Origin of the sequence: Paramesorhizobium endophyticum (genome assembly GCF_014640615.1) — a bacterium.
GTDB lineage: Bacteria > Pseudomonadota > Alphaproteobacteria > Rhizobiales > Rhizobiaceae > Paramesorhizobium > Paramesorhizobium endophyticum.
The window spans coordinates 360,958-381,679 of record NZ_BMHH01000001.1 but is presented as its reverse complement, the minus strand read 5'-3'; the positions used below and the strand labels follow the sequence as shown (position 1 = coordinate 381,679).

The 20,722-nt window shown below is 61.9% G+C and carries 20 protein-coding genes and 1 pseudogene; 9 read left to right on the top strand and 12 right to left on the bottom strand.

The window, feature by feature from the left end:
- The first annotated feature begins 147 nt into the window (after positions 1–147).
- The gene (locus tag IEX53_RS01805) at positions 148–771 is read left to right on the top strand and encodes a hypothetical protein (RefSeq protein ID WP_188820842.1); all 624 of its coding nucleotides are present in this window, start codon (positions 148–150) and stop codon (positions 769–771) included.
- Positions 772–818: 47 nt separating this feature from the next.
- On the opposite strand, the gene truA is transcribed toward IEX53_RS01805, so the two are convergent.
- From truA to def, 3 genes are all read right to left on the bottom strand, one after another.
- Positions 819–1,571, bottom strand: a complete 753-nt coding sequence (truA, locus tag IEX53_RS01800; protein ID WP_188820840.1) for a tRNA pseudouridine(38-40) synthase TruA — start codon at positions 1,569–1,571, stop codon at positions 819–821.
- A gap of 219 nt (positions 1,572–1,790) precedes the next feature.
- Positions 1,791–2,753, bottom strand: coding sequence for a methionyl-tRNA formyltransferase (gene fmt / locus IEX53_RS01795; protein ID WP_188820838.1), 963 nt, complete (start codon positions 2,751–2,753; stop codon positions 1,791–1,793).
- Positions 2,754–2,767: 14 nt separating this feature from the next.
- The gene (def, locus tag IEX53_RS01790; protein WP_188820836.1) at positions 2,768–3,298 is read right to left on the bottom strand and encodes a peptide deformylase; all 531 of its coding nucleotides are present in this window, start codon (positions 3,296–3,298) and stop codon (positions 2,768–2,770) included.
- Positions 3,299–3,527: 229 nt separating this feature from the next.
- Here def and IEX53_RS01785 point away from each other — a divergent pair.
- Positions 3,528–4,652 (top strand): annotated as a pseudogene (locus tag IEX53_RS01785) (DNA recombination protein RmuC); the annotation flags it as partial.
- A 2-nt stretch (positions 4,653–4,654) separates the two neighbouring features.
- On the opposite strand, the gene IEX53_RS01780 reads toward IEX53_RS01785, so the two are convergent.
- Both IEX53_RS01780 and IEX53_RS01775 read right to left on the bottom strand, forming a co-directional pair.
- Positions 4,655–4,948: an Rdx family protein gene (locus tag IEX53_RS01780; RefSeq protein WP_188820831.1), complete on the bottom strand. Its 294-nt coding sequence runs from the start codon at positions 4,946–4,948 to the stop codon at positions 4,655–4,657.
- 46 nt (positions 4,949–4,994) lie between these two features.
- Entirely contained in the window at positions 4,995–6,041 is a 1,047-nt protein-coding gene (locus IEX53_RS01775; protein ID WP_188820829.1) for a LacI family DNA-binding transcriptional regulator, read from the bottom strand.
- 152 nt (positions 6,042–6,193) lie between these two features.
- Between IEX53_RS01775 and IEX53_RS01770 the strand changes: the two genes are divergently transcribed.
- From IEX53_RS01770 to IEX53_RS01740, 7 genes are all read left to right on the top strand, one after another.
- The gene (locus IEX53_RS01770; RefSeq protein WP_188820827.1) at positions 6,194–7,216 is read left to right on the top strand and encodes a Gfo/Idh/MocA family protein; all 1,023 of its coding nucleotides are present in this window, start codon (positions 6,194–6,196) and stop codon (positions 7,214–7,216) included.
- An 11-nt stretch (positions 7,217–7,227) separates the two neighbouring features.
- Positions 7,228–8,124 (top strand): sugar phosphate isomerase/epimerase family protein, encoded by an 897-nt coding sequence (locus tag IEX53_RS01765; protein WP_188820825.1) that lies wholly within the window; start codon positions 7,228–7,230, stop codon positions 8,122–8,124.
- A gap of 109 nt (positions 8,125–8,233) precedes the next feature.
- Positions 8,234–9,445 carry an ABC transporter substrate-binding protein gene (locus IEX53_RS01760; RefSeq protein ID WP_188820823.1) on the top strand — a complete coding sequence of 404 codons (1,212 nt, stop codon included), beginning with the start codon at positions 8,234–8,236 and terminating at the stop codon, positions 9,443–9,445.
- 233 nt (positions 9,446–9,678) lie between these two features.
- Positions 9,679–10,581, top strand: a complete 903-nt coding sequence (locus IEX53_RS01755) for a carbohydrate ABC transporter permease (RefSeq protein WP_188820821.1) — start codon at positions 9,679–9,681, stop codon at positions 10,579–10,581.
- An 11-nt stretch (positions 10,582–10,592) separates the two neighbouring features.
- Positions 10,593–11,405 carry a carbohydrate ABC transporter permease gene (locus tag IEX53_RS01750; RefSeq protein WP_236015989.1) on the top strand — a complete coding sequence of 271 codons (813 nt, stop codon included), beginning with the start codon at positions 10,593–10,595 and terminating at the stop codon, positions 11,403–11,405.
- An 8-nt stretch (positions 11,406–11,413) separates the two neighbouring features.
- Entirely contained in the window at positions 11,414–12,484 is a 1,071-nt protein-coding gene (locus IEX53_RS01745) for an ABC transporter ATP-binding protein (protein ID WP_188820819.1), read from the top strand.
- Positions 12,485–12,590: 106 nt separating this feature from the next.
- Positions 12,591–13,730, top strand: coding sequence for a hypothetical protein (locus IEX53_RS01740; protein WP_188820817.1), 1,140 nt, complete (start codon positions 12,591–12,593; stop codon positions 13,728–13,730).
- A gap of 60 nt (positions 13,731–13,790) precedes the next feature.
- Here the strand turns inward: IEX53_RS01740 and IEX53_RS01735 are convergent, their stop codons facing one another.
- The 7 genes from IEX53_RS01735 to IEX53_RS01705 form a co-directional block, all read right to left on the bottom strand.
- On the bottom strand, positions 13,791–15,071 hold the full coding sequence (locus IEX53_RS01735; protein WP_188820814.1) for a TRAP transporter large permease: 1,281 nt from the start codon (positions 15,069–15,071) through the stop codon (positions 13,791–13,793).
- Positions 15,071–15,592 (bottom strand): TRAP transporter small permease, encoded by a 522-nt coding sequence (locus IEX53_RS01730; protein ID WP_188820813.1) that lies wholly within the window; start codon positions 15,590–15,592, stop codon positions 15,071–15,073. The genes IEX53_RS01735 and IEX53_RS01730 overlap by 1 nt, the downstream gene beginning before the upstream one ends.
- Positions 15,593–15,873: 281 nt before the next feature.
- Positions 15,874–16,845 carry a TRAP transporter substrate-binding protein gene (locus IEX53_RS01725; RefSeq protein WP_188820811.1) on the bottom strand — a complete coding sequence of 324 codons (972 nt, stop codon included), beginning with the start codon at positions 16,843–16,845 and terminating at the stop codon, positions 15,874–15,876.
- 54 nt (positions 16,846–16,899) lie between these two features.
- Complete coding sequence (locus tag IEX53_RS01720) at positions 16,900–17,781, bottom strand: amidohydrolase family protein (protein WP_188820809.1); 882 nt, start codon at positions 17,779–17,781, stop codon at positions 16,900–16,902.
- A gap of 1 nt (position 17,782) precedes the next feature.
- A complete protein-coding gene (locus tag IEX53_RS01715) occupies positions 17,783–18,919 on the bottom strand; it encodes a mandelate racemase/muconate lactonizing enzyme family protein (RefSeq protein WP_188820807.1) in 1,137 nt (378 codons plus the stop codon).
- Position 18,920: 1 nt separating this feature from the next.
- Positions 18,921–19,826, bottom strand: coding sequence for a 5-dehydro-4-deoxyglucarate dehydratase (kdgD, locus tag IEX53_RS01710; protein WP_188820806.1), 906 nt, complete (start codon positions 19,824–19,826; stop codon positions 18,921–18,923).
- Between the two features lie 75 nt (positions 19,827–19,901).
- The gene (locus IEX53_RS01705) at positions 19,902–20,627 is read right to left on the bottom strand and encodes a FadR/GntR family transcriptional regulator (RefSeq protein ID WP_188820804.1); all 726 of its coding nucleotides are present in this window, start codon (positions 20,625–20,627) and stop codon (positions 19,902–19,904) included.
- Positions 20,628–20,722: the final 95 nt, after the last annotated feature.

The window sequence follows — 20,722 nt, the reverse complement described above, 5'->3', positions numbered from 1 at the left end:
AGACATGCTAAAAAACAAATACCTAAAGCGCGTTGCATGGGTGCGATTAAACGCAACGCGCTTTAGGGGCGATTGTTTAAGCATAGTCCCGAAAACTCTATCAACTTTTCAGGATTATGCTCCGGCCGGTTTTCTGCGCGAGGTTCCATGCCGACGCTCGACGATATCTACCGCTATCTCTACGGCAGCTGGCGCATGATGCGCGGGCGGCCGGACGGCTTGACGCTGCTCGATATTTCGGCGGAGGGGTTCTGGCAATCCTTCTACGCCATGCTGGTGGCGGCGCCGCCGCTCTTCGCCGGCTGGGTCGCCTATGCGGCGGATCTGGCGCGCGGCGACGACGAGGCGGGCCTGCGTTTAAGCATCGTGGTGCGCACCGCACTGGTGGATATGATCTCCTGGGTGGTGCCCATCCTGGTGATCGGCCTCCTTGCCCGGCGCATCGGCATTTCGCGCCGCTTCGCGCCCTATGTTATCGCCTCCAACTGGGGCACGGCGCTCATCGCCTGGCTGTTCGTCCCCATCACGCTCGTCCGGCTTTTCCTGCCCGTCGCGCCGGAGGTGTTGGCGCTGTTCTCGGTCATATTGTTCGGGCTGTCGATCGTCTTTTCCTACCGCCTGACGCAGGTGGCGCTGCAAAGGCCGCACACCTTCGTGCTGCCCTTCTACATCGCGCTCTTCATCGGCTCGATCCTGGTTACGGTAGTCCTGCAGCATCTTTTGGGCATCGAATATGCGGCCCCGGCGGACAGTACGCTGCTGCATCGGTAAATATGCCATCATCCTCGGGCTTGTCCCGAGTATGGCGGTGAGGAGAACTACCTCACCCCGTAATCCACCCCGATCAGATACAGCCCATAGGGCGGGGCGACCTGGCCGCAGGCGGCACGGTCGCGGGCGTCTAGCGCGGCGACGAGATCATCGGCCGTCCAGCGCCCCACGCCGACCTCCATCAGGCTGCCGGCAAGCGAGCGCACCTGATTGTGCAGGAAAGACCGGGCCGAGGCGCGGATTTCGATGAGTTCGCCCTTGCGCGCCACATCCAGCCGGTCGAGCGTCTTGACCGGGCTCTTGGCCTGGCATTGCGAGGCGCGGAAGGTGGTGAAATCGTGCTGGCCCAGCAGCTGCTGCGCCGCCGCATGCATAGCCTCCGCATCGAGCGGCTGCTTCACCCACCAGGCGCGGTCGGCCTCGACGGCGATGGGCGGGCGGCGGTTGACGATGCGGTAGAGATAATGCCGCGCGGTGGCGGAAAAGCGGGCGTCGAAACTGTCGGGCACGCGTTCGACATTGAGGATGACCACGCGCTCCCCGGCCATGACGAGATGGGCGTTGAGGGCATCGCGCACACGGGCCGCGCTCCAGTCCTTGGTCAGGTCTGCATGGGCGACCTGCGCCAGCGCATGGACCCCGGCATCCGTTCGTCCGGCGGCTCCCAGGGTCCCCTGTTCGCCGGAAAATTTGGCGATGGCCTGCTCGATGGCCGCCTGGATCGTATGCCCATTCTCCTGCCGCTGCCACCCGGCATAAGGCGTGCCGTCATATTCGACCGTGAGCTTGTAACGCGGCACCTCAGAAGGACTCCTGTGCGGAGTGCGCCGTCGCAGCACCCCCCTCTGTCCTGCCGGACATCTCCCCCTCAAGGGGGGAGATTGGCTGACACAGACCACGCCGCTTATTCTTCAACGCCTGCGATTGGTACCAAGCGTCAATGAAGGCGTAATCTCCCCCCTTGAGGGGGAGATGCCCGGCAGGGCAGAGGGGGGTGTAGGAGGAAAAGTGCCAACGCATCATAAAACCCGCGTCACGGGCGCGCCGCGCAGGAAGTCTTGCGCGCCGAGCGGCTTGCCGCCCGCCTTTTGCAGGAGCGTGAGCTTCACCGCGCCTTCGCCGCAGGCAATTGTCAGGCCGTCGCCGAGGATCGTGCCGGGCATTCCTCCCGAACCTTCCGCCAACGTGGACTTCAGCAGCTTCACCCGCTCGAGTTTGTCTGCCCCGCCCTTAAGCTCCCTTTGGTCGCTGGCCGGGACCCCAATCTCCATCTCGCACCACGCCCCCGGAAAAGGCGAGAGCCCGCGTATCCGATTGTGAATCTCTCGCGCCTTCCCCACCCAGTCGATGCGCGTTTCCGCCTTATCGATCTTGGCGGCGTAGGTGACGCCACTCTCCGCCTGTGGCGTCAAGGTCAGGCTGTCGCGCTCGAGCGCGGCCATGGCGCGCACCATCAGGTCGGCGCCGATCATGCTCAGACGGTCGTGCAATTCCCCTGCTGTCATATCGGGCGTGATCGCGACCTTCTCCACCATGGCGACGGGGCCGGTATCGAGCCCTTCGTTCATCTTCATGATCATCATGCCGGTTTCGCGGTCGCCGGCCATGATCGCGCGCTGGATGGGGGCGGCGCCGCGCCAGCGCGGCAGCAGGGAGGCGTGGCCATTATAACAGCCGAGCCGCGTGCCCTCCAGAATGGCTGATGGCAGCAGCAGGCCATAGGCGACGACAACAGCCACATCGGCTTCGAGCGCGCGAAATGCCTCCTGCTCCTCCGGGCTCTTGAGGCTCTTCGGCGTGCGCACCTCGATGCCGAATTCCTCGGCCTTCTGGTGCACGGGCGATTTGGTGAGTTCCAGCCCGCGCCGTCCGGCGGGGCGGGGCGGCTGGCTATAGACCGCCGCGATCTCATGGCCCTGACCGATCAGCGTCGTCAACACCGGCACGGAGAAGTCCGGAGTGCCCATGAAAATGATGCGCATGGGCTTTCCCCCTGTTAGATGGCGAGCCGGCTCGGCGGACGATCCTTGGCGAGCTTCTTGAATCTTTTTATCACCATGTCGCGCTTGAGCTTCGAGATATGGTCGATGAAAAGCACGCCGTTCAAATGGTCGATTTCATGCTGAAGGCAGGTCGCCATCAGCCCCTCGGCCTCGATTTCCTGAGGCTTGCCGTCGCGGTCGAGATAAGTCACGCGCACCCGCGCCGGGCGCTCCACTTCCGCGTAATAATCAGGGATCGAAAGGCAGCCTTCCTCATAGACGCTGCGCTCTTCGGAAGACGAAACGATCTCAGGATTGATGAAGACATAGGGAGCCCGCTCTTCGCCTTCCTTGGAAAGGTCGATGGTGAGCATCCGCAGCGGCGTGCCGACCTGGATGGCGGCCAGCCCGATGCCGGGCGCGTCATACATCGTCTCCAGCATGTTGTCGGCGAAGGCGCGCAACTGGCCGTCAATGCGCTCCACAGGCTTCGATACCTGGCGCAGGACGGGGTCGGGCAGAATGACAAGCGGCAAAACAGACATGCGCCTTCACCTAATTGTTCGGAAGCCAAGCGTCAATGGATCAGCGCGCGCTTCAGTCATAAATGTTCTCGTTTTGATCTCGCAATTCCAACTGGAATCGGCTAAGCCTCATTGCATGGATACGAACACTCTTCTCTCCGCCCCGCTGTTCCAATTCGGCGGCAATGCAGTTTCCGTCGGCGCAACGATGCTTTGCGGCTTGGGACTCGTCATTGCCTTCGCGCTGTTCTTTCTCGTCATGGCGTGGCGGGCCGCGCAGGCGCGGACAATTGCGGAAATCGAGGCGGCTGAGCGCGCCCGCGACGCCGAAATGCGCATGACGGAAATCCTGAAAGCGCAGGCCGAAATGCAGGGCCGGATGCAGACCATGGCCGAGGTCTTCGGCTCGCGGCAGGCGGAGCTCAACAAATCGATCCGCGAGCGGCTCGACGGCATGACCAGCCGCATCGGCCAGACCATGACCGAGCAGAGCAAATCGACCCATGAGAACCTTGCCAAGCTGCAGGAGCGGCTGGCGGTGATTGACACCGCGCAGAATAACATCCAGGCGCTGGCGGGGCAGGTGGTGCAATTGCAGGCGATTCTCGCCAACAAGCAGACGCGCGGCGCCTTCGGCCAGTCGCGCATGGAAGCGATCATCGCCGATGGCCTGCCGCACGGCGCATACGAGTTTCAGGCGACGCTCTCCAACGGCAACCGGCCCGACTGTCTGGTTCGGATGCCCAACGGCGCGCCTTCGCTCGTCATCGACGCAAAGTTTCCTCTGGAGGCCTGGAGCATGATCCGCGACGCCGAAGGGCCGGAAGCAAAGAAGGTCGCAATCGCCCAGTTCCGGCGGGACGTGGAAGTTCATATTCGCGATATTTCGGCGAAATATCTCATCACCGGCGAGACGCAGGACACCGCCTTCCTGTTCGTGCCGTCCGAATCGATCTTCGCGGAAATTCACGAGAATTTCGAAGGGCTGGTGCAGAAGGCGCATCGTTCGCGCATCGTCATCGTCTCGCCCTCGCTGCTGATGCTGTCGATCCAGGTCATTCAGGCCGTGCTGAAAGACGCCCGCATGCGCGAGCAGGCGCATCTGATCCAGGGCGAGGTGATCCGGCTGATGGAGGACGTCGCGCGGCTCGATGAGCGGGTGCGCAAATTGCAGGGCCATTTCCTGCAAGCCAACAAGGATATCGACGATATCCTCGTCTCGTCCGGCAAGGTGACGCGCCGCGGTGAGAGGATCGAGGCGCTGGAACTGGGCGAGCCCGTGACCGACGCGCCCGTGCCGCCTGCGCAGGCTGTTGCCAAAACCGCCGAAAGCAAGACCGGGCAGTTGCGTCTGCGCGTGGTGGAGGAGGAGTAGGGCTACCCTTTTTCCTTCTTGCGATCCGAGTGCCCCAGATCGCGTTCCGGCCAGACAATATCGCGCACGCGCTGCTTCAACACCTTCGCCTCGGGGAAGCCGCCGTCGCGCTTGCGCTCCCAGATGAGCTCGTCGCCCACGCGAATTTCATAGACCCCGCCGGTGCCCGGAATGAGCGCCACTTCCCCCAGATCCTGCCCGAAGGTGGAGAGCAATTCCTGCGCCATCCATGCGGCGCGAAGCAGCCAGGCGCACTGGGTGCAGTAGGTGATGGTGATGCGCGGTTTGTCGGTCATGCGTCGCCTGTGTCATAACATGTATCCGATGGAAGATGGCACGGCATCAGCCCTGAATGCCAGCCTCTTTCGGCGGCCCGTCGCTTTCCCCCGGCACCAATTCCATCGGCCAGATCGTCTCGACCTTTTCCCGTGGGTATTGGCTCTCGAATGCCGGCAGTGCTGAAAGCATGGCTTCCCCCAGCCTAATGCCGAGATCGCGCAGGGAGATGCGGAAGCAGGTGAGGATTGGCGAAAGGAAGCGGCTCTGCGGGCTTTCGCGGAAACCGATGACGGCTATATCGCGCCCCGGCTGCAGTCCCGCCTCATGGAGCCGCCGGTAAAGACCGATTGCCATGTTCTCATTGACGAGGATGATCGCGGTCGGCCTTGGGTTCTGCTTAAGCACCGCATCCGCCAGCCGGTAGCCGCCTTCCTCATTGCCGCTTGCGGGGAGAACAAGCGCCGGGTCGAATGGAATGCCATTCGCGGCGAGAGCCTTTTTGTAGCCGTCGAGAAACAAATATCCGAGATTGAGATCGCTCGCCGGAGTGCCGATGGCGATGCGGCGGTGGCCAAAACCGGCAAGCCGCGTCACGGCCGTCGCGGCGACTCCTTCGAAATCGAGATCGATCCATGGATAATCGCCCTCGGTTGCGCTACGGCCCAAGGCGACAAACGGAATTTTCCGTTCCAGCATAAAATCGATGCGGGGATCGTGGCGCATGGTCGCCGAGATGATCAGCCCGTCGACGAAGCGCCGCCCGACCATGCGGTTGAGGTAGGAAGCCGGGTCCTCGTCCGTCCCGCAGAGCAGCGCGACGAGATCGAGATGATGGCGGCGGAACACCGATTGCACGCCTTCGAAAACCGGCATGAAGAAGCTGCCGCCATTGTCCGCCGTCTCCAGGCTCGACTCGATCATGAAGCCGATGGTGTTGGTCGTGCCCTGCCGCAAGCTGCGGCCCGACTGGTTCGGCACATAGCCGAGCCGCTTCGCCGCTTCCAGCACGCGCTCCCGCGTTTCAGGGTTTACGTCCGCCTTGCCATTGAGCGCACGCGAGACGGTTCCGATGGAAATATCGAGATGGCGGGCAAGGTCCCTTATGCTCACGGGTTTTCTTCCTTTGTGATCACGACGCCTTAAACCACTAAAAAGAGGGATTGACAAAATCAAACAGCTATTATGAAATCGTAAACGTTTACGGAAGGTGTTTTATACCGTCTAAAACGGTTTAATAACGCATTTCCTGGGGAGGAGAGAAAATGCAGCGCGCCGTTTTAGTCGGCTGCGGAGCCATGAGCAAAGCATGGTTCGAGGCAGTCCGGACCATTGGCGATATCGACATTGCCGGTATCGTCGATCTCGACCCGCAAAAGGCCGAGGCGCGCGCCCGGGAGTTCGGCCTCGACGGCGCGATCATCTCGGACGATCTGCCGAGCGTGCTCAAGAAAACCGAGCCCGAGCTTCTCTTCGACATTGTTATCCCGCAGGCGCGCCACGCCACCGTTTCGGTCGGGTTAGAGGCCGGCTGTCACGTGCTCTCCGAAAAGCCGATGGCGGAAACGCTGGACGAGGCGCGCGATCTGATCGAGCGGGCGGAGCGGGCAGGACGTATCCATGCCGTCGTCCAGAACCGGCGCTATATCCCGCAGGTGCGGCGCATCTGCCAGTTGATCCGCTCCGGCGCCATCGGCGAGGTCACCAGCCTGCATTGCGATTTCTTCCTTGCCCCCCATTTCGGCGGGTTCCGCGAGGAGATGCGGCATGTGCTCCTGCACGACATGGCGATCCACACGTTCGACGCAGCGCGGCTTTTCGCGGGCGATGCCCCGAGCGCGGTCTATGCGCGGGAGTGGGAGCCGGTCAATTCCTGGTACCATCAGGGCTCGTCCGCAGCGGCGATTTTCGAATTCTCCAACGGAGCGGTCTTCACCTATCGCGGCAGCTGGTGCGCGGATGGCCTGCGCACGAGCTGGGAAAGCGCCTGGCGCATTGTGGGAAGCCGCGGCTCGCTCGTCTGGGACGGGCATGACGACATACGGGCCGAAGCCGTGACCCCCGGCAGAGACGGCCTGTTCTCCGAGGTGGCCGCCATCGAGATACCTCCCCTCGATTACCCCCACCGCGTGGGCGGCCACCTCGGAGTCCTCAAGGATTTTATCGCCGCCACGCGCGGCGGGCCCACGCCGGAAACCGTGGGAAGCGAAAACATCAAGAGCCTCGCCATGGTGTTCGGCGCGATCGATAGTGCCGAAGCCGGACGGCGCGTGGAAATTACGATCTGAAGGAGCAGAAATTGAGCGATCCGGCAAAATCCATCCGCATCGGTACGATGATCAAGGCGAATGCGCCCGATCCGGCCGCTTACGTCAAGAGCATCCTTCCCCACGGCTTCGAAAGCATCGAGCCCTTCTTCTGGCAGGTGATGAACAAGGATCTACCCACGCTCGCCGCTGAGTTGAAGGAGGCGATCGGCGATGCGGATGTCACCATCTCGACGCTCGGCATGTTCGGCAATCCGCTTGAAGATACCGGAATCGACCGCGAGACGCTGAAGGGCTGGGAGGCGCTCATCGACCACGCCCATCTCTTCGGGGCAACCACCATCGCCGGGTTCACCGGGCGCATTCGCGGCAAGCCCATCGAGGAGAGCCTGCCGCGCTACAAGCAGGTCTGGAGCGAGCTTTCAAAACGCGCCGCCGACAAGGGCGTGCGCCTCGCCTTCGAGAATTGCGCCATGGACGGCAATTGGGCGAGTGGCGACTGGAACATCGCGCATAATCCGGATGCCTGGGAGATGATCTTCAACGAAGTGCCGGCGGACAATCTCGGGCTGGAATGGGAGCCATGCCACCAGATGGTCTATCTGATCGATCCGCTGCCGCAGATCCGCAAATGGGCGGGGAAGATTTTCCATGTCCATGGCAAGGACGCAACGATCCGCTGGGATGTCATCCGCGAGCATGGCATCTTCGGCAAGGAGAAGTTCGTCTTCATGCGCTCGCCGGGCTTCGGCGACACCAACTGGACCGATGTGATTTCCGAACTGCGCCTCGCCGGCTGGTCCGGCTCCATCGACATCGAGGGCTGGCACGATCCCGTTTACCGTGACGCGCTGGAGATGACCGGGCAGGTCCATGCATTGAATTATCTGAAAAGGTGCCGTGGTGGCGATTTCGTCGCCAACCCCTAAGCAGGATTTCCGAAAAATAGGGACGGATTTTCGGAGAAAAATCCTGCGGAGTGAATTGCCCCGCGCCGGACGGGAATTTCCGGCTCATGCTTGAAGAGGAGGAGATGGCATGAAACGCATCGCATCATGGATCGCAGGGGCGGCGGTGGCCTTATCCGCCGTGACCGCAAAAGCCGAGCCGGTGACGCTGGAAATCTGGACCATCGATCGGCCGGATCAATATATCTATCTCGTCAAGGACGAGTTCGAGAAAGCGCATCCCGACATCAAGCTCAATTTGAAGACCGTGCAGTTCCGCGACATGGTCAATGATCTCGCGCGTGCGACGGCGACGGGCGAGGGGCCTGACGTCACCTATATCGACAATCCGGAAGTGGCGCTTTTCGCCTCGCGCGGCCTGCTGCTCGACCTGACGCCGATGATCGAACAGTCAAAGGTGATCAGGAAGGACGACATCTTTCTCGGCCCGCTCGCCTCGGTGACATGGGATGGCAAGATCTACGGCGTTCCGCGCGGGGCCAATACCCTCGCGCTCTATTACAATGCCGACATGTTTCGGGCGAAAGGCCTCGACCCCGACAAGCCGCCGCGCGCATGGGACGAGCTTTACGACGCAGCGAAGAAGCTGACAGATCCGGCGAAGAACGTCTACGGCCTCGCCTTCTCCGCCGTCGCCACGGAGGAGGGCACCTTCCAGTTCCTGCCCTGGCTGCAGATGACCGGTGGCGACTACAACAAAGTCGACACCGAGGGCGGTGTCCAGGTGCTGGAATTCTGGCGTAGGCTCCTCGACGAGAAGCTGGCCTCGCCAGACACGCTCATCCGCAGCCAGTACGATTCCACCGCAACCTTCAATGCCGGCAACGCGGCGATGGCCATTTCCGGCCCCTGGGAAATGCCGCGCATGGCCAAGGAGGCGAAGTTCGAATACCGCGCCGCCTTGCTGCCGGTCCCGCAAGAGGGCGCGCCCCGTGCCTCGGCGCTGGGGGAGGGCGATAATGTCATCCTCGCTAACTCCAAACATCCGAAGGAAGCCTTCATCCTGCTCGAATGGCTCTATGGGAAGATGCCGGAGGTCTGGAACCGCTTCGGCTTCCTGCCGGCCTCGAAGGTGAAGGTGGACAATCCGCAATGGCCGGAGGTCTATGCGGTGTTCGAGGAGAGCATGAAATACGCCCGCAACCGCGGCCCGCACCCACAATGGCCGAAGATTTCCAAATCCATCTACACCGCCATCCAGTCATCCCTCACGCACCAGAGCGAGCCGAAAGCGGCACTCGCAGCGGCGCAGAAGCAGATCGATGGGGTGTTGGGGCGGTGACGCTTCTTTCCCTCCCCCTTGAGGGGAGGGTGGCCCGAAGGGTCGGGTGGGGGTGGCGACGCTTGACGCCACGGTCGTCAGTAAAAGCGCACCCGTCACCACCCCCATCCGCCCGCTGACGCGGGGTTCGTCGCTGGAAAAGCCAAATCGTTGGCTTCTCCTCGGCCTACGGCCGAACGCTCCTCAATCCCCGCAAGGGGGAAGGAGGGCGCAAAACGAAGGGAGGGAACCACATGCAGCACATCATCCGCACAATCCGGGACGGCAGCGGGTTCGATATCCTGCTCCTCGCGCTTGCTCTCGCCTATCTCGTGACGTTCTCGGCCTTTCCGATTATCTACAACGTCATCATGTCGCTGCAGACGGTCGACATGTTCACGCTGGCTTCGTTCAATCGCCCGTTCGTCGGCCTCAAGAATTATTACGACATCCTCTCGCAGCCGATCGCTTCCCTCGTCTTCTGGAACACGGTGAAGTTCGTCGTCCTCTCCATCATCTTCCAGCTTTCCATCGGCTTCGGGCTGGCGCTGTTCTTCCAGCAGGATTTCCCCGGGGCATCCTATCTGCGTGGCCTGTTCCTCGCCGGGTGGATCATGCCGGCGCTGGTGGTGGGCGCGATCTGGAAATGGCTGCTCGCCGGGGATTTCGGCGTCTTCAATTACATCCTGATGTCGCTGGGCCTGACGCAAGAGCGCATCTTCTGGCTCTCCGACCCCGATATCGCGCTCTATGCCGTCATCATCGCCAATGTCTGGCTCGGCATTCCCTTCAACATGATCCTGCTCTCGGTCGGCCTCGCCGCCATTCCGCGCGATGTCTACGAGGCGGCGGAACTCGACGGGGCGGGGGCACTGACCCGCTTCCGCACGATCACGCTGCCCCTGATGCGCGCGCAGCTTGGCGCGGTCATTTCGCTGGGTATCATCTTCACACTGCAACAGTTCGACCTCATCGCGGCGCTGACCCAAGGCGGCCCGGCTGATAGTTCCAACGTGGCGCAATACTGGTCCTGGCAGCTTTCCTTCCAGACCTACGAGATTTCGCTCGGCAGCGCCGTGTCGGTGCTGATGATCCTGTTCGTCATCGTGGTCGCGGCGGTCTATGTCCGCTCCACCCGGCATGAACACAGCTATTGAGGAGCGATCAGGTGAAACGTACCATCCTTCTCATCCTCGGCCTTGCCTTTACGGGCGTCTATCTCTTTCCGCTCTACTGGATGTATCTGACCGCCTTCAAGGGCAGCACGGAAATCTTCCAGTATCCGCCGGGCTTCTGGCCCAGCGACCCGCAATGGAATTTCTTCCAGGTGTGGCAGGCGCGGGATATGGGCCGCTATCTCTGGAACTCGCTCATCATCGCCATCGGCGTCACCTTCATCGTCACCGTGCTCGGCACCGGCTGCGCCTATGCGCTGGCACGGGTGCGCAATATCTGGATGGACATGGCGCTCTTCACCATCCTGATGCTGCAGGTGCTGCCGTCTTCGCTGATGGTGACGCCGATCTTCGTCGCCTTCAACCAGCTGGGCCTTCTTGCCAGCCCGCGCCTTGCGGTGACGCTGGCCCAGGCGGCCAAGATGCTGCCGCTCTATATTGTCCTCTGCCGCGCCACCTTCGTGCAGGTGCCGCGTGAGCTTGAGGACGCGGCGCTGGTGGATGGCTCATCGCGCATCGGCGCGTTCTTCAATATTATGCTGCCGCTGGCTCGAAACGGCATCCTCGTCACGTCGGTCCTGATTTTCCTTCAGTCCTTCGGCGAATATGTCTATGCCCGCTCGCTCATCTCAAAGAATGAGCTGCAGACGGCGACGGTCGGGCTCCAATCCTTCATGGGCCCCGAAGCCAATGACTGGAACGGCATCATGACCTACACGGCGATCTATGTGACGCCCATTCTCGTGATTTTCGTCCTGCTCCAGCGGCGCATCGTCAGCGGGCTCACCGCCGGCGCGCTGAAATGAGGTGACCCATGCTTCAGATCGAAATCGACCGCCTGAACAAGCACTATGCCGGGTTCCACGCGCTGAAGGATATCGACATCGCCATTCGGCAAGGCTCCTTCGTTGCGCTGGTCGGCCCGTCCGGGTGCGGCAAGTCCACCCTCTTGCGCACATTGGCGGGGCTGGAAAAGACCAGCTCCGGCGATATCCGCATCGCCGGCAAAAGCGTCATCGGCAAGCCGCCGCGCGAGCGGGATGTGGCCATGGTGTTCCAGTCCTATGCGCTCTATCCGCATATGGATGTCGAGCATAACATGAACTATTCGCTGCGCCTGAAGCGCCGTCCGAAACCGGAAATCCTCGAGCGCACCCGCGCGGCGGCGGAAACGCTGGGCCTGGGCAATCTCCTTGACCGGCTGCCAAAGGCGCTTTCGGGCGGCCAGCGGCAACGCGTTGCGATGGGCCGCGCCATCGTGCGCAACCCGCAAGTGTTCCTGTTCGACGAGCCGCTTTCCAATCTTGACGCTGCGCTGCGCGTCCATATGCGCTCGGAGATCCGCAAGCTGCATGAGCGGCTCGGCGCGACCTCGGTCTATGTCACCCACGACCAGGTCGAGGCCATGACCATGGCGGACCATATCGTCGTCATGCGCGCAGGCGTCGTGGAACAGCAGGGCAGCCCGCTCGACCTGTACGACAGGCCCGCCAACAAATTCGTCGCCGGCTTCATCGGCTCGCCCGCCATGAACTTCATACCCGTTACCGTGGGGGCGGATGGGCGCTCGATCACGGTAGAGGGCGCCGCCGCTGCTCCCCTGATCCTTGACCGGCAGCTCAATCCCGGCGCGCGGCTTTGGGCAGGAATGCGGCCCGAGCACCTCTCCTTAGCGCCGGTGAGCGGCGGGCTCGTCCTCGATGCGGCGGTGGAAAGCGTGGAATCCACCGGCAGCATGACCTTCGTCACCACCGCCCTAGGGCTGCACCATCTCGTGATCGCCCATGGCGGCAGGCCCGGCGTGGAGCGCGGCGCGACTGTCCGTCTCAGTATCGCGCCCGGGAACATCCATCTCTTTGACCGCGAAACGGAACTGGCGGTTTAGATGGAGATGCTTCAGAGAGCATTGGGTTATTGCCAGTCAATTTTAAGTAGCATAAGCTCTTTCAATGCAACCCAATTCATTGGGAATGGTTGAAGAGGAGAGAGCAATGACCGATGGAAGCTTCGTCTGGCATCCCGACCAGGACGACACCTACGACGGCGACAGATATGGGCAGCAGACGCTGACTGCTGCGGACTTCAGCGCCTTTAACAAAAACAGCGGCAAAAGCTTCACCATGACGGGCGATGGTGGTCATTTGATCCTTCGGCCGGGGGAGGGTACAGCATACTGGGCTGGAACGAATTACCAAAAAGGAGTGACCACCCAGATCACTATAAAGGGCGGTATGCTTGAGATTCAGTCTCAGCCGGGAGATCCGCCAAGAATATTAAGTCTTGGCAGCAATAGGATACAATATGTCAAAATTGATATAACTGGCAGTTTTATTATCAATGACACGACCATTATGGCGTCAGCCCCTAACGATTTCATAGAAGATCAATCTCCGGCTGTGACAGTCGACGTCCGTCCGGGCGGGTTGTTCCGCACATCACAGAGCGTAGCGACACCCGACATCGAGCTAAGCGCGACATGGGATGTAAATGTGTATGAGCAAGGGTCGGCCAGCATAATATCCAATATCATTGAGTTCCTTGGCGGAAGGATAACACTTTACGGAGCTCCCCCTTTACAAGGAGGTCCGACCTCGACGCCGGGCATCTCATTCGAAGCCGTTGCCACCTCCTTGAACCCGGGGGACAGAGTCGCGGCTCTGCAAATCAACAATGAAGATATATCCTGCCGAGCGGATTCCATTAGCCGGCTGCAGGCACCGACGATGAGCTTCGAATCCGCCGACATCAAGGTCGAAGATACCGCCTCCATAACCATCTCCTGCGATAGCATCAGTTTCGGCGACGACGATGTTGTATTTGCCATCGCACCGGGAGCGGCAGTTATCACCTTCGCCGGCCTTGGTGATGATCGGAACCCATTTAAATTTATCGGCGGGCCTATAAGTCTCCCGAAGGGATTGCTCAATTTCCTTACCGAGACGAAGGGCGACAACAAAGGCAAATTACGATTCCGGGGAATGGGCGGCAGTGCATTCGATCATGCGTATCTTGTCGAGAGCGGTATCCTTACCGTCAACGGCGACAAGGACACCCACGCTTTGACTGGCTGGGTTACCGAAACTGAAAACGGCGTTCCATATTTTACGCTTTACCTCAAAGCGGGCCGCTAAGAAAAAAGAGAGGCGGCCGGAAAATCCTGACCGCCTCGCTCTTGTGGCCGACCTATCGGTTCACCTGAACAGGCTCGGCAGCCAGAGCGACAGCGCCGGGATGTAGGTTACCAGCAACAGCACTGCGACGCTCGCGCCGAAGAACGGCCAGATCGTGCGCATCGCCTCGCGGACGGTGATCTTGCCCACCGCGCAACCAACGAAGAGCACCGTGCCGACCGGCGGGGTGTTGAGGCCGATGCCTGCATTGAGGATCATGACGACGCCGAAATGCACGGGGTCGATGCCGAAGGCTTTCACTACCGGGAGCAGGATCGGGGTCGTGATGATGACCAGCGGCGCCATGTCCATGAAGGTGCCGAGCATCAGCAGGATAATGTTGATGAGCAAAAGCACGATAATCGGATTGTCCGAGATCGCGCCGATGATGCCGACCAGCGCCTGCTGCACCTGCAGGAAAGACATCAGCCAGCTGAACGAGGCCGCCGCGCCGATGACGAGCAGCACCATGGCCGTAGTGCGCACCGCGCCCAGCACCGCCTCCACGAAGCCGTGCCAATCGAGCTCGCGATAGACGAAAAGCGACACCAGCAGCGCGTAGACCACGGCGATGCAGGAGCTTTCCGTGGCGGTGAAAACGCCGGAGCGGACGCCGCCGAAGATGATGCCGATCAGGAGCAGGCCCGGAAACGAGGCGAGCATGTAATAGCCCAGGCGGCGCAGGCCGGGGAAGGGTTCCGCCGGATAGCCGCGCCTGCGGGCGACGATATAGGCCGTCACCATCAGCGCGCCGGCAAGCAGCAGGCCCGGAATGATGCCGGCGGTGAAGAGGTCGGCGACCGACACATTTCCGCCCGCCGCGATCGAATAAAGGATCATGTTATGCGACGGCGGCACCATCAGCGCGATAATGGCGGCGTTGACGGTGACGTTGACGGCATAGCTGCGGTCATAGCCGCGCGCCGCCATTTGCGGGATCATCAGCCCGCCCACAGCCGAGGCATCGGCGACGGCAGAGCCGGAAATGCCGCCGAAAAGCGTCGACGCCACGATGTTGACCTGGCCGAGGCCGCCGCGCAAATGCCCGACCAGACCGGCGGCAAAGCGGATCAGCCGGTCGGCGATGCCGCCGCGCACCATCAGGTCGCCGGCGAAGATGAAGAACGGGATCGCCATCATGGCGAACACATTCATACCGGAGTTCATCTGCTGAAACACCACCACCGGGGGCATGCCCATATAGAGGACCGTGGCGAGCGAGGCGATGCCGAGGCAGAAGGCAATCGGCATGCCGATGAACATCAGCATGGCGAAGACACCGAAGAGAATGGTATACGCCATTACGCGAGCTCCTGCGCGACCATTTCGGCCGCGGTATGTTCACCGGCGGCAACATCGACGAAGCGCTCGGCGGCGAAGATGGAAATCAGCAGGCCGCCCGCGATCATCGGAAAGAAATCGACGCCGCCCGGCCAGCCGAGCACGGGAATGCTGGCGCCCCAGGTGCCGATGGCGAGCGAGGTGGAGTACCAGGTCATGGCGATGCCGAAGAGGACGATGAGGCCGAGGCTCACAAGGTCCATGGTGCGCTGCATCGCCGGGGGGGCGGAATGGCGAACGAAGTCGAGGCCGAGATGCACGGATTCACGCACGCCCACCGCCGCGCCAAGAATGATGAACCACGACATCAGATAGAGCGACAGCGGCTCCGACCAGCTGGGCGTGTTGTTGAGCACATAGCGGGCAAAAACCTGCCAACCGACAATCGCCGTCATGGCGACCATCCCGATGCCGGCGATGTAGAGTGACGCCCGGCTTAGTACGGCCAGTACGGGCCGGGCGGATTGCATGAAACGCAACATTGCCTTTCCTCCAGAGGCGGGGATGGAAGTAATCAAACGCTGGCTCCAAACACCCCCTCTGCCCTGCCGGGCATCTCCCCACAAGGGGGGAGATTACGCCCTCATGAATGTTCGGCGCCAATCTGCAACGTTGCAGGAAGATCGCCGAAGTTATGCCAGCCAATCTCCCCCCTTGTGGGGGAGATGCCCGGCAGGGCAGAGGGGGGTATTCGGGGGCACGCGCCTCCATCATTACAAAAAAGCCGGCCCGGAATGTTTCCGGGCCGGCCGCATGACTTGAATTAGTTGACGGCGCGGATGCGCTCGACCAGATCCTTCAGCTTCGGATCGGTGACGAACTTGTCGTAGACCGGGTTCATGGCTTGGATGAAGGGAGCCTTGTCGACCTTGATCACATTGACGCCGGCCGCGCGCACCTTCGCTTCGGATTCCTTCTCGCGGGCCAGCCATAGCTCGCGCATCTTGCCGACCGAATCCTTCGCGGCCTGCTTGATGATTTTCTGATCCTCAGGCGTCAGCTTGTCCCAGCTGATCTTGGACATGACGAGGATTTCCGGGTTGAGCGAATGCTCGGTCAGGGTGAAGTTTTTGGCCACTTCGAAATGGCGCGAGGACTCATAGGATGGCCAGTTGTTTTCCGCCCCGTCCACGACGCCGGTTTCGAGCGAGGAATAGACTTCGCCGAAGGGCATCGGGGTGGCATTGGCGCCGAAGGCATCCATCATAGCGATCCACAGATCGGACTGCTGGACGCGGATCTTCATGCCCTTCAGATCTTCCAGCTTCTCGACGGGCTTCTTGGTGTAGAAGGACCGCGCACCGGAATCGTAGTAGGCGAGGCCGACAAGGCCGTGCGGCTCGAAAGCGGCGAGGATTTCTTCGCCGATGGGGCCGTCCACCACCTTGTGCATGTGGTCGGTGTCGCGGAACAGGAAGGGCAGGCCGAGCACCACGGTCTGCGGCACGAGATTGTTGAACGGCGCGGCGTTGACGCGGTTCATGTCGATGACGCCGAAGCGGGTCTGCTCGATCGTGTCCTTCTCGCTACCGAGCGAGGCATTGTTCGAGACATTGATCTTGATGCGGCCATTGGTGCGCTCTGAAACGAGCTGGCCCATATATTTGACCGCTTCGACGGTCGGATAGCCGTCGGGATGGATGTCCGCGGAGCGCAGCGTGATGTCCTGCGCCTGCGCGGTCCCTGCGCCTAAGGCGAGGCCCAGGGCGAGGTATAGTGGTTTGGCGATATTCATGTCGTCCTCCTCCGTTGAAAAAACCCCGAAGCCTCCTTGCTTCGGGTCGATGTGTCAGTCCCCCTTTTCCTCAAATGGCGGTAGGCCAAAGAGGCGCTCGGGATTGTCGACGAGAGCGAGCCTCAGCGCCGCCTCATCCGGCAGCCAGCTGAGAACCGTGTCGGTCAGCGCCGCATCGTCGGGGTATTCTTCCTGGGTCTTCGCCAGATTGTGCGGCCAGTTCGTGCCCCAGACGATCCGTTCGGGCGCGTAGGCGGCAATGGCGCGGGCGACAGCAGCGACATCGGCATAGTCAGGCCCGCCGCTCTTCGAGGACTCATACACGCCGGCGAATTTGAACCAGCAATTACCGCCATCAATCAGCCGCTTGACCGCATCGATCTGCGGGCTGTCGGGCGTGACGCCGGAAAAGAACTTGCCATGATGGTCGAGCACCCAGCGGGATCTGAGTTTTGCAAGCCGTGCTTCATGTTCGAGGATATTGCTACCGTCGAACTGCACGGCGAGCATCCACGCGCGGGATGCGGCACGCTCATCGATGGCCTCCAGCGCCGAAAGCCCGACGGCTCCGCCCGGCAGATCCATGATGCGCGCGCCGACGACGCCCGCTTCAGCCAACGCGTCGAGTTCCGCGTCGGGCGTGTCGCCGTCGATGGAAGCGACGCCGCGAGCGATGTCGCCCATTTCCTTGAGGCAGGCGATGAGATTGGAATTGTCGCGCTGATGCGCATTGCCCTGGGTGATGATCACCCTGCTAATACCGAGCCAGCGCATGAGCTGGCGATATTGATCGGGGCCGGGAAGTTCGCCGGCCGGAAGCGGCGGCCCGCCGGGGAGGGCGGGAAAGCCGGGCAGATACATATGCATCTGCGTATCGACGGCGCCTTTCGGCAGGATAGTCTTGGGCGGCGTTCCGGAAAGCGTTCTGACCAGCATTCTATTCATCCTTCATCCGGAACTCGGCAAGCGCATCGCGGTCGATCTCGATGCCGAGCCCGGGTCCATCCGGGATTTTGACCACCCCGCGCTTGTGTTCGATCGGCGCCTTGACCACCGCTTGCCGGAACGGATTATCCGTCCGGTCGAATTCAAGGATCGGCTCTATCGGGTTGATGCGAACGGGATTCGGCACCTGTGCTGCCATGAATTGCAGCGCTGCCGCGATGTGAACCGCAGTGCCCCACACATGCGGTACGACACGCACGCCATGAAGCGCCGCCATGTCCGCGACGCGCTTTGCCTCGGTGAAACCGCCCACTCCGGCGAGATCGGGCTGGAGAATATCGACCGCGCGTGTCTCGACCGGCTCCTTCATGCCCCAGCGTGTGTGCCAGGTCTCGCCGCCTGCAACCGGGATCGGCTGCCCGGCGCGCACCGCGCGGTAGGCGTCCAGTTGCTCCGGCACGACAGGCTCTTCGAACCAGTCGATGCCATATTCAGCGGCGCGGCGACCGAGCGCCACGGCTTCGAGCACGTCATAGCCATGGTTCGCGTCCACCATCAGCCGCATGTCCGGCCCGACCGCCTCGCGCACGGCGCGGATGACGGCCATATCTTCTTCGACGCCGAAGCCGATCTTGATCTTGGTGGCGTGGAAACCCTCGTCCCGGTAGCGCGCCGCGTCGGTCGCGTTGTCCTCCACACGGTCCACGCCTTCGCGCTTGAACCCGCCGGTGGCATAGGCGCGGATTTCCTCGCGGAAGCGCCCGCCAAGCAGCGTGGAAACAGGCACGCCGAAATGCTTGCCCTTGATATCCCAGAGCGCAATGTCGATGCCGGACAGGGCCGTCACGGTCAGCCCGCGCTGGCCCTGGTCCCGCAGCGCATTATAGAGCCGCGCCCAGATCTTTTCCGTCTCCAGCGGGTCCGCGCCGATGAGCCAAGGCGTATAGGCGGCGACCACGGCGGCATTGGCGCGCGCCGGGCCGAGGCATTCGCCCCAGCCGGTCAGGCCATTATCACACTCGATTTCGACGAGCACATGGAGTCGCCGGTCAAAGCGCATCGACGCGCTTTCGAACGGCACGGACAGCCGGTGTTCGAGGAGATGAGTGCGAACCGCCGCGATCTTCATCTTACCGCTTCCAAGGCGCGATCAGCGCTTCGAGCATGCCTTCTTCTTCCACCGTCAAATCGTCGAGCGGCGGGCGCACTTTGCCGGCATCGAAGCCCTGCAGGCGCACGCCGGCCTTGATAGCAGCGACGGCATACCCCTTGCGGCGGTTGCGGATCGCCATGAAGGGATAGAAGAAGTCCTTCAAAATCTCTTCGCAACGGGCGCGATTTTCGGCCCGCAGCGCCTTGTAGAACTCCACTGCCAGCTGCGGCACGAAGTTGAACACGGCGGACGAATAGGTGGTGAAACCCGCTCCGAGATAAGCCTCGGCGAAGAGCTCGGCGGTCGGCATGCCGCCCAGATAGGTGAGGCGGTCGCCCATGGTCGCCGTGACCTGGCGCACGAGGCCGATTTCGCCGGTGCCGTCCTTGAAGCCGATCAGGTTCGGGCACTCGTCGCAAAGACGCTTCAGCGTGTCCACCGCAAGCACCGAATTGTCGCGGTTATAGACCATCACGCCGATGCCGACCGACTGGCAGATGCGCTTGATGTGGTTGTAGAGCCCTTCCTGCGGGGCGTCGATGAGGTAATGCGGCAGCAGCAGGATGCCGTCGGCGCCGGCCTTCTCGACTTCACGCGCCAGCTCCACGCCGACATGTGTGCCGAAGCCGCAGCCCGAGACGATGGCCGTCTTGCCCGCCGCTTCCTTGGCGGCGCGGACGATGCCGGGGATTTCCGCAGGCGCCAGCGAGAAGAATTCGCCCGTTCCGCCGGCGGCGAACAGCACCGGAGCTTCGAAGCCCGCCAGCCATTCGATATGGCGCTGATAGCTTTCGGGCTGGAACTTGCCCTCTGCGTCGAAATGCGTGACGGGGAATGACAGCAAGCCCGAGCCGAGTGCTGCCTTGATTTCTTGCGGCGTCATTTTCTGGATTATCCTCCTTGTGCCTCCTGAGGCAAACTTGTCATATGATTTCAACAATCCGCTGTCAATAACCTATCATACATGTTTGCGCTGTTCGCGCAGCAGCTCGCGATAGCGGCCCTGGCTGCCGCGCAAATGACGCCGCATCGCCTCGCGCGCGCCGTCCTCGTCGCCGCTGGAAATCGCCGCAACGATCTCCTCATGCTCATCGACAAGAAGCCCGATGTAGGATTCCTGGTCGGACTCGAAATCGTCATTGCGCAGCGCCGCGCGCGGGATGACATTCTTGCCGATCAGCGCCAGGAACTCGCGGAAACGCGGATTATTGGTCGCCTCGGCAATCGACAGATGAAAGGCGAAATCGGCTTCGCTGGTTGGCTGTCCGGCCTCGAGGCAAAGCCGCACCGCATAGTGCCGCTCCAAAATGACTTCCTCCTGCGCCGGCGAGCGCCGCAGCGCTGCAAGCCCGGCGGCCTCGACTTCCACGGCGGTTCGCAGCTCCAACAACTCGATCATCGAGGAAACGCGCGCATGGTCGACATTGCGCAGCGACAGCGGCGCGGGCGGCTGGGCGCGGCCTTCCAGCACGAACACGCCGGCCCCCTGACGCGTTTCCACCAAGCGGTCGGAGCGCAGTGCGGCGATGGCCTCGCGCACCACGGTGCGGCTGACGCCATGCGCCTCGGTCAACTGCGCCTCGCTCGGCAGCTTGCTGCCGGGCGGGAACTGGCCGGTGGCGATCGCCCTGCGCAGCGCGTCGGCAAGGCGCGTCGTCAGCGTACTATGGACCTCAAAGCTCATGAACGTCTCCCACCTTCCGCCTGACGGGTCAGGCCGTCTCCTCCGGATTTCGATGTATTTTCCTTCATATACGACTTATTGACCTCGGTTCGTCA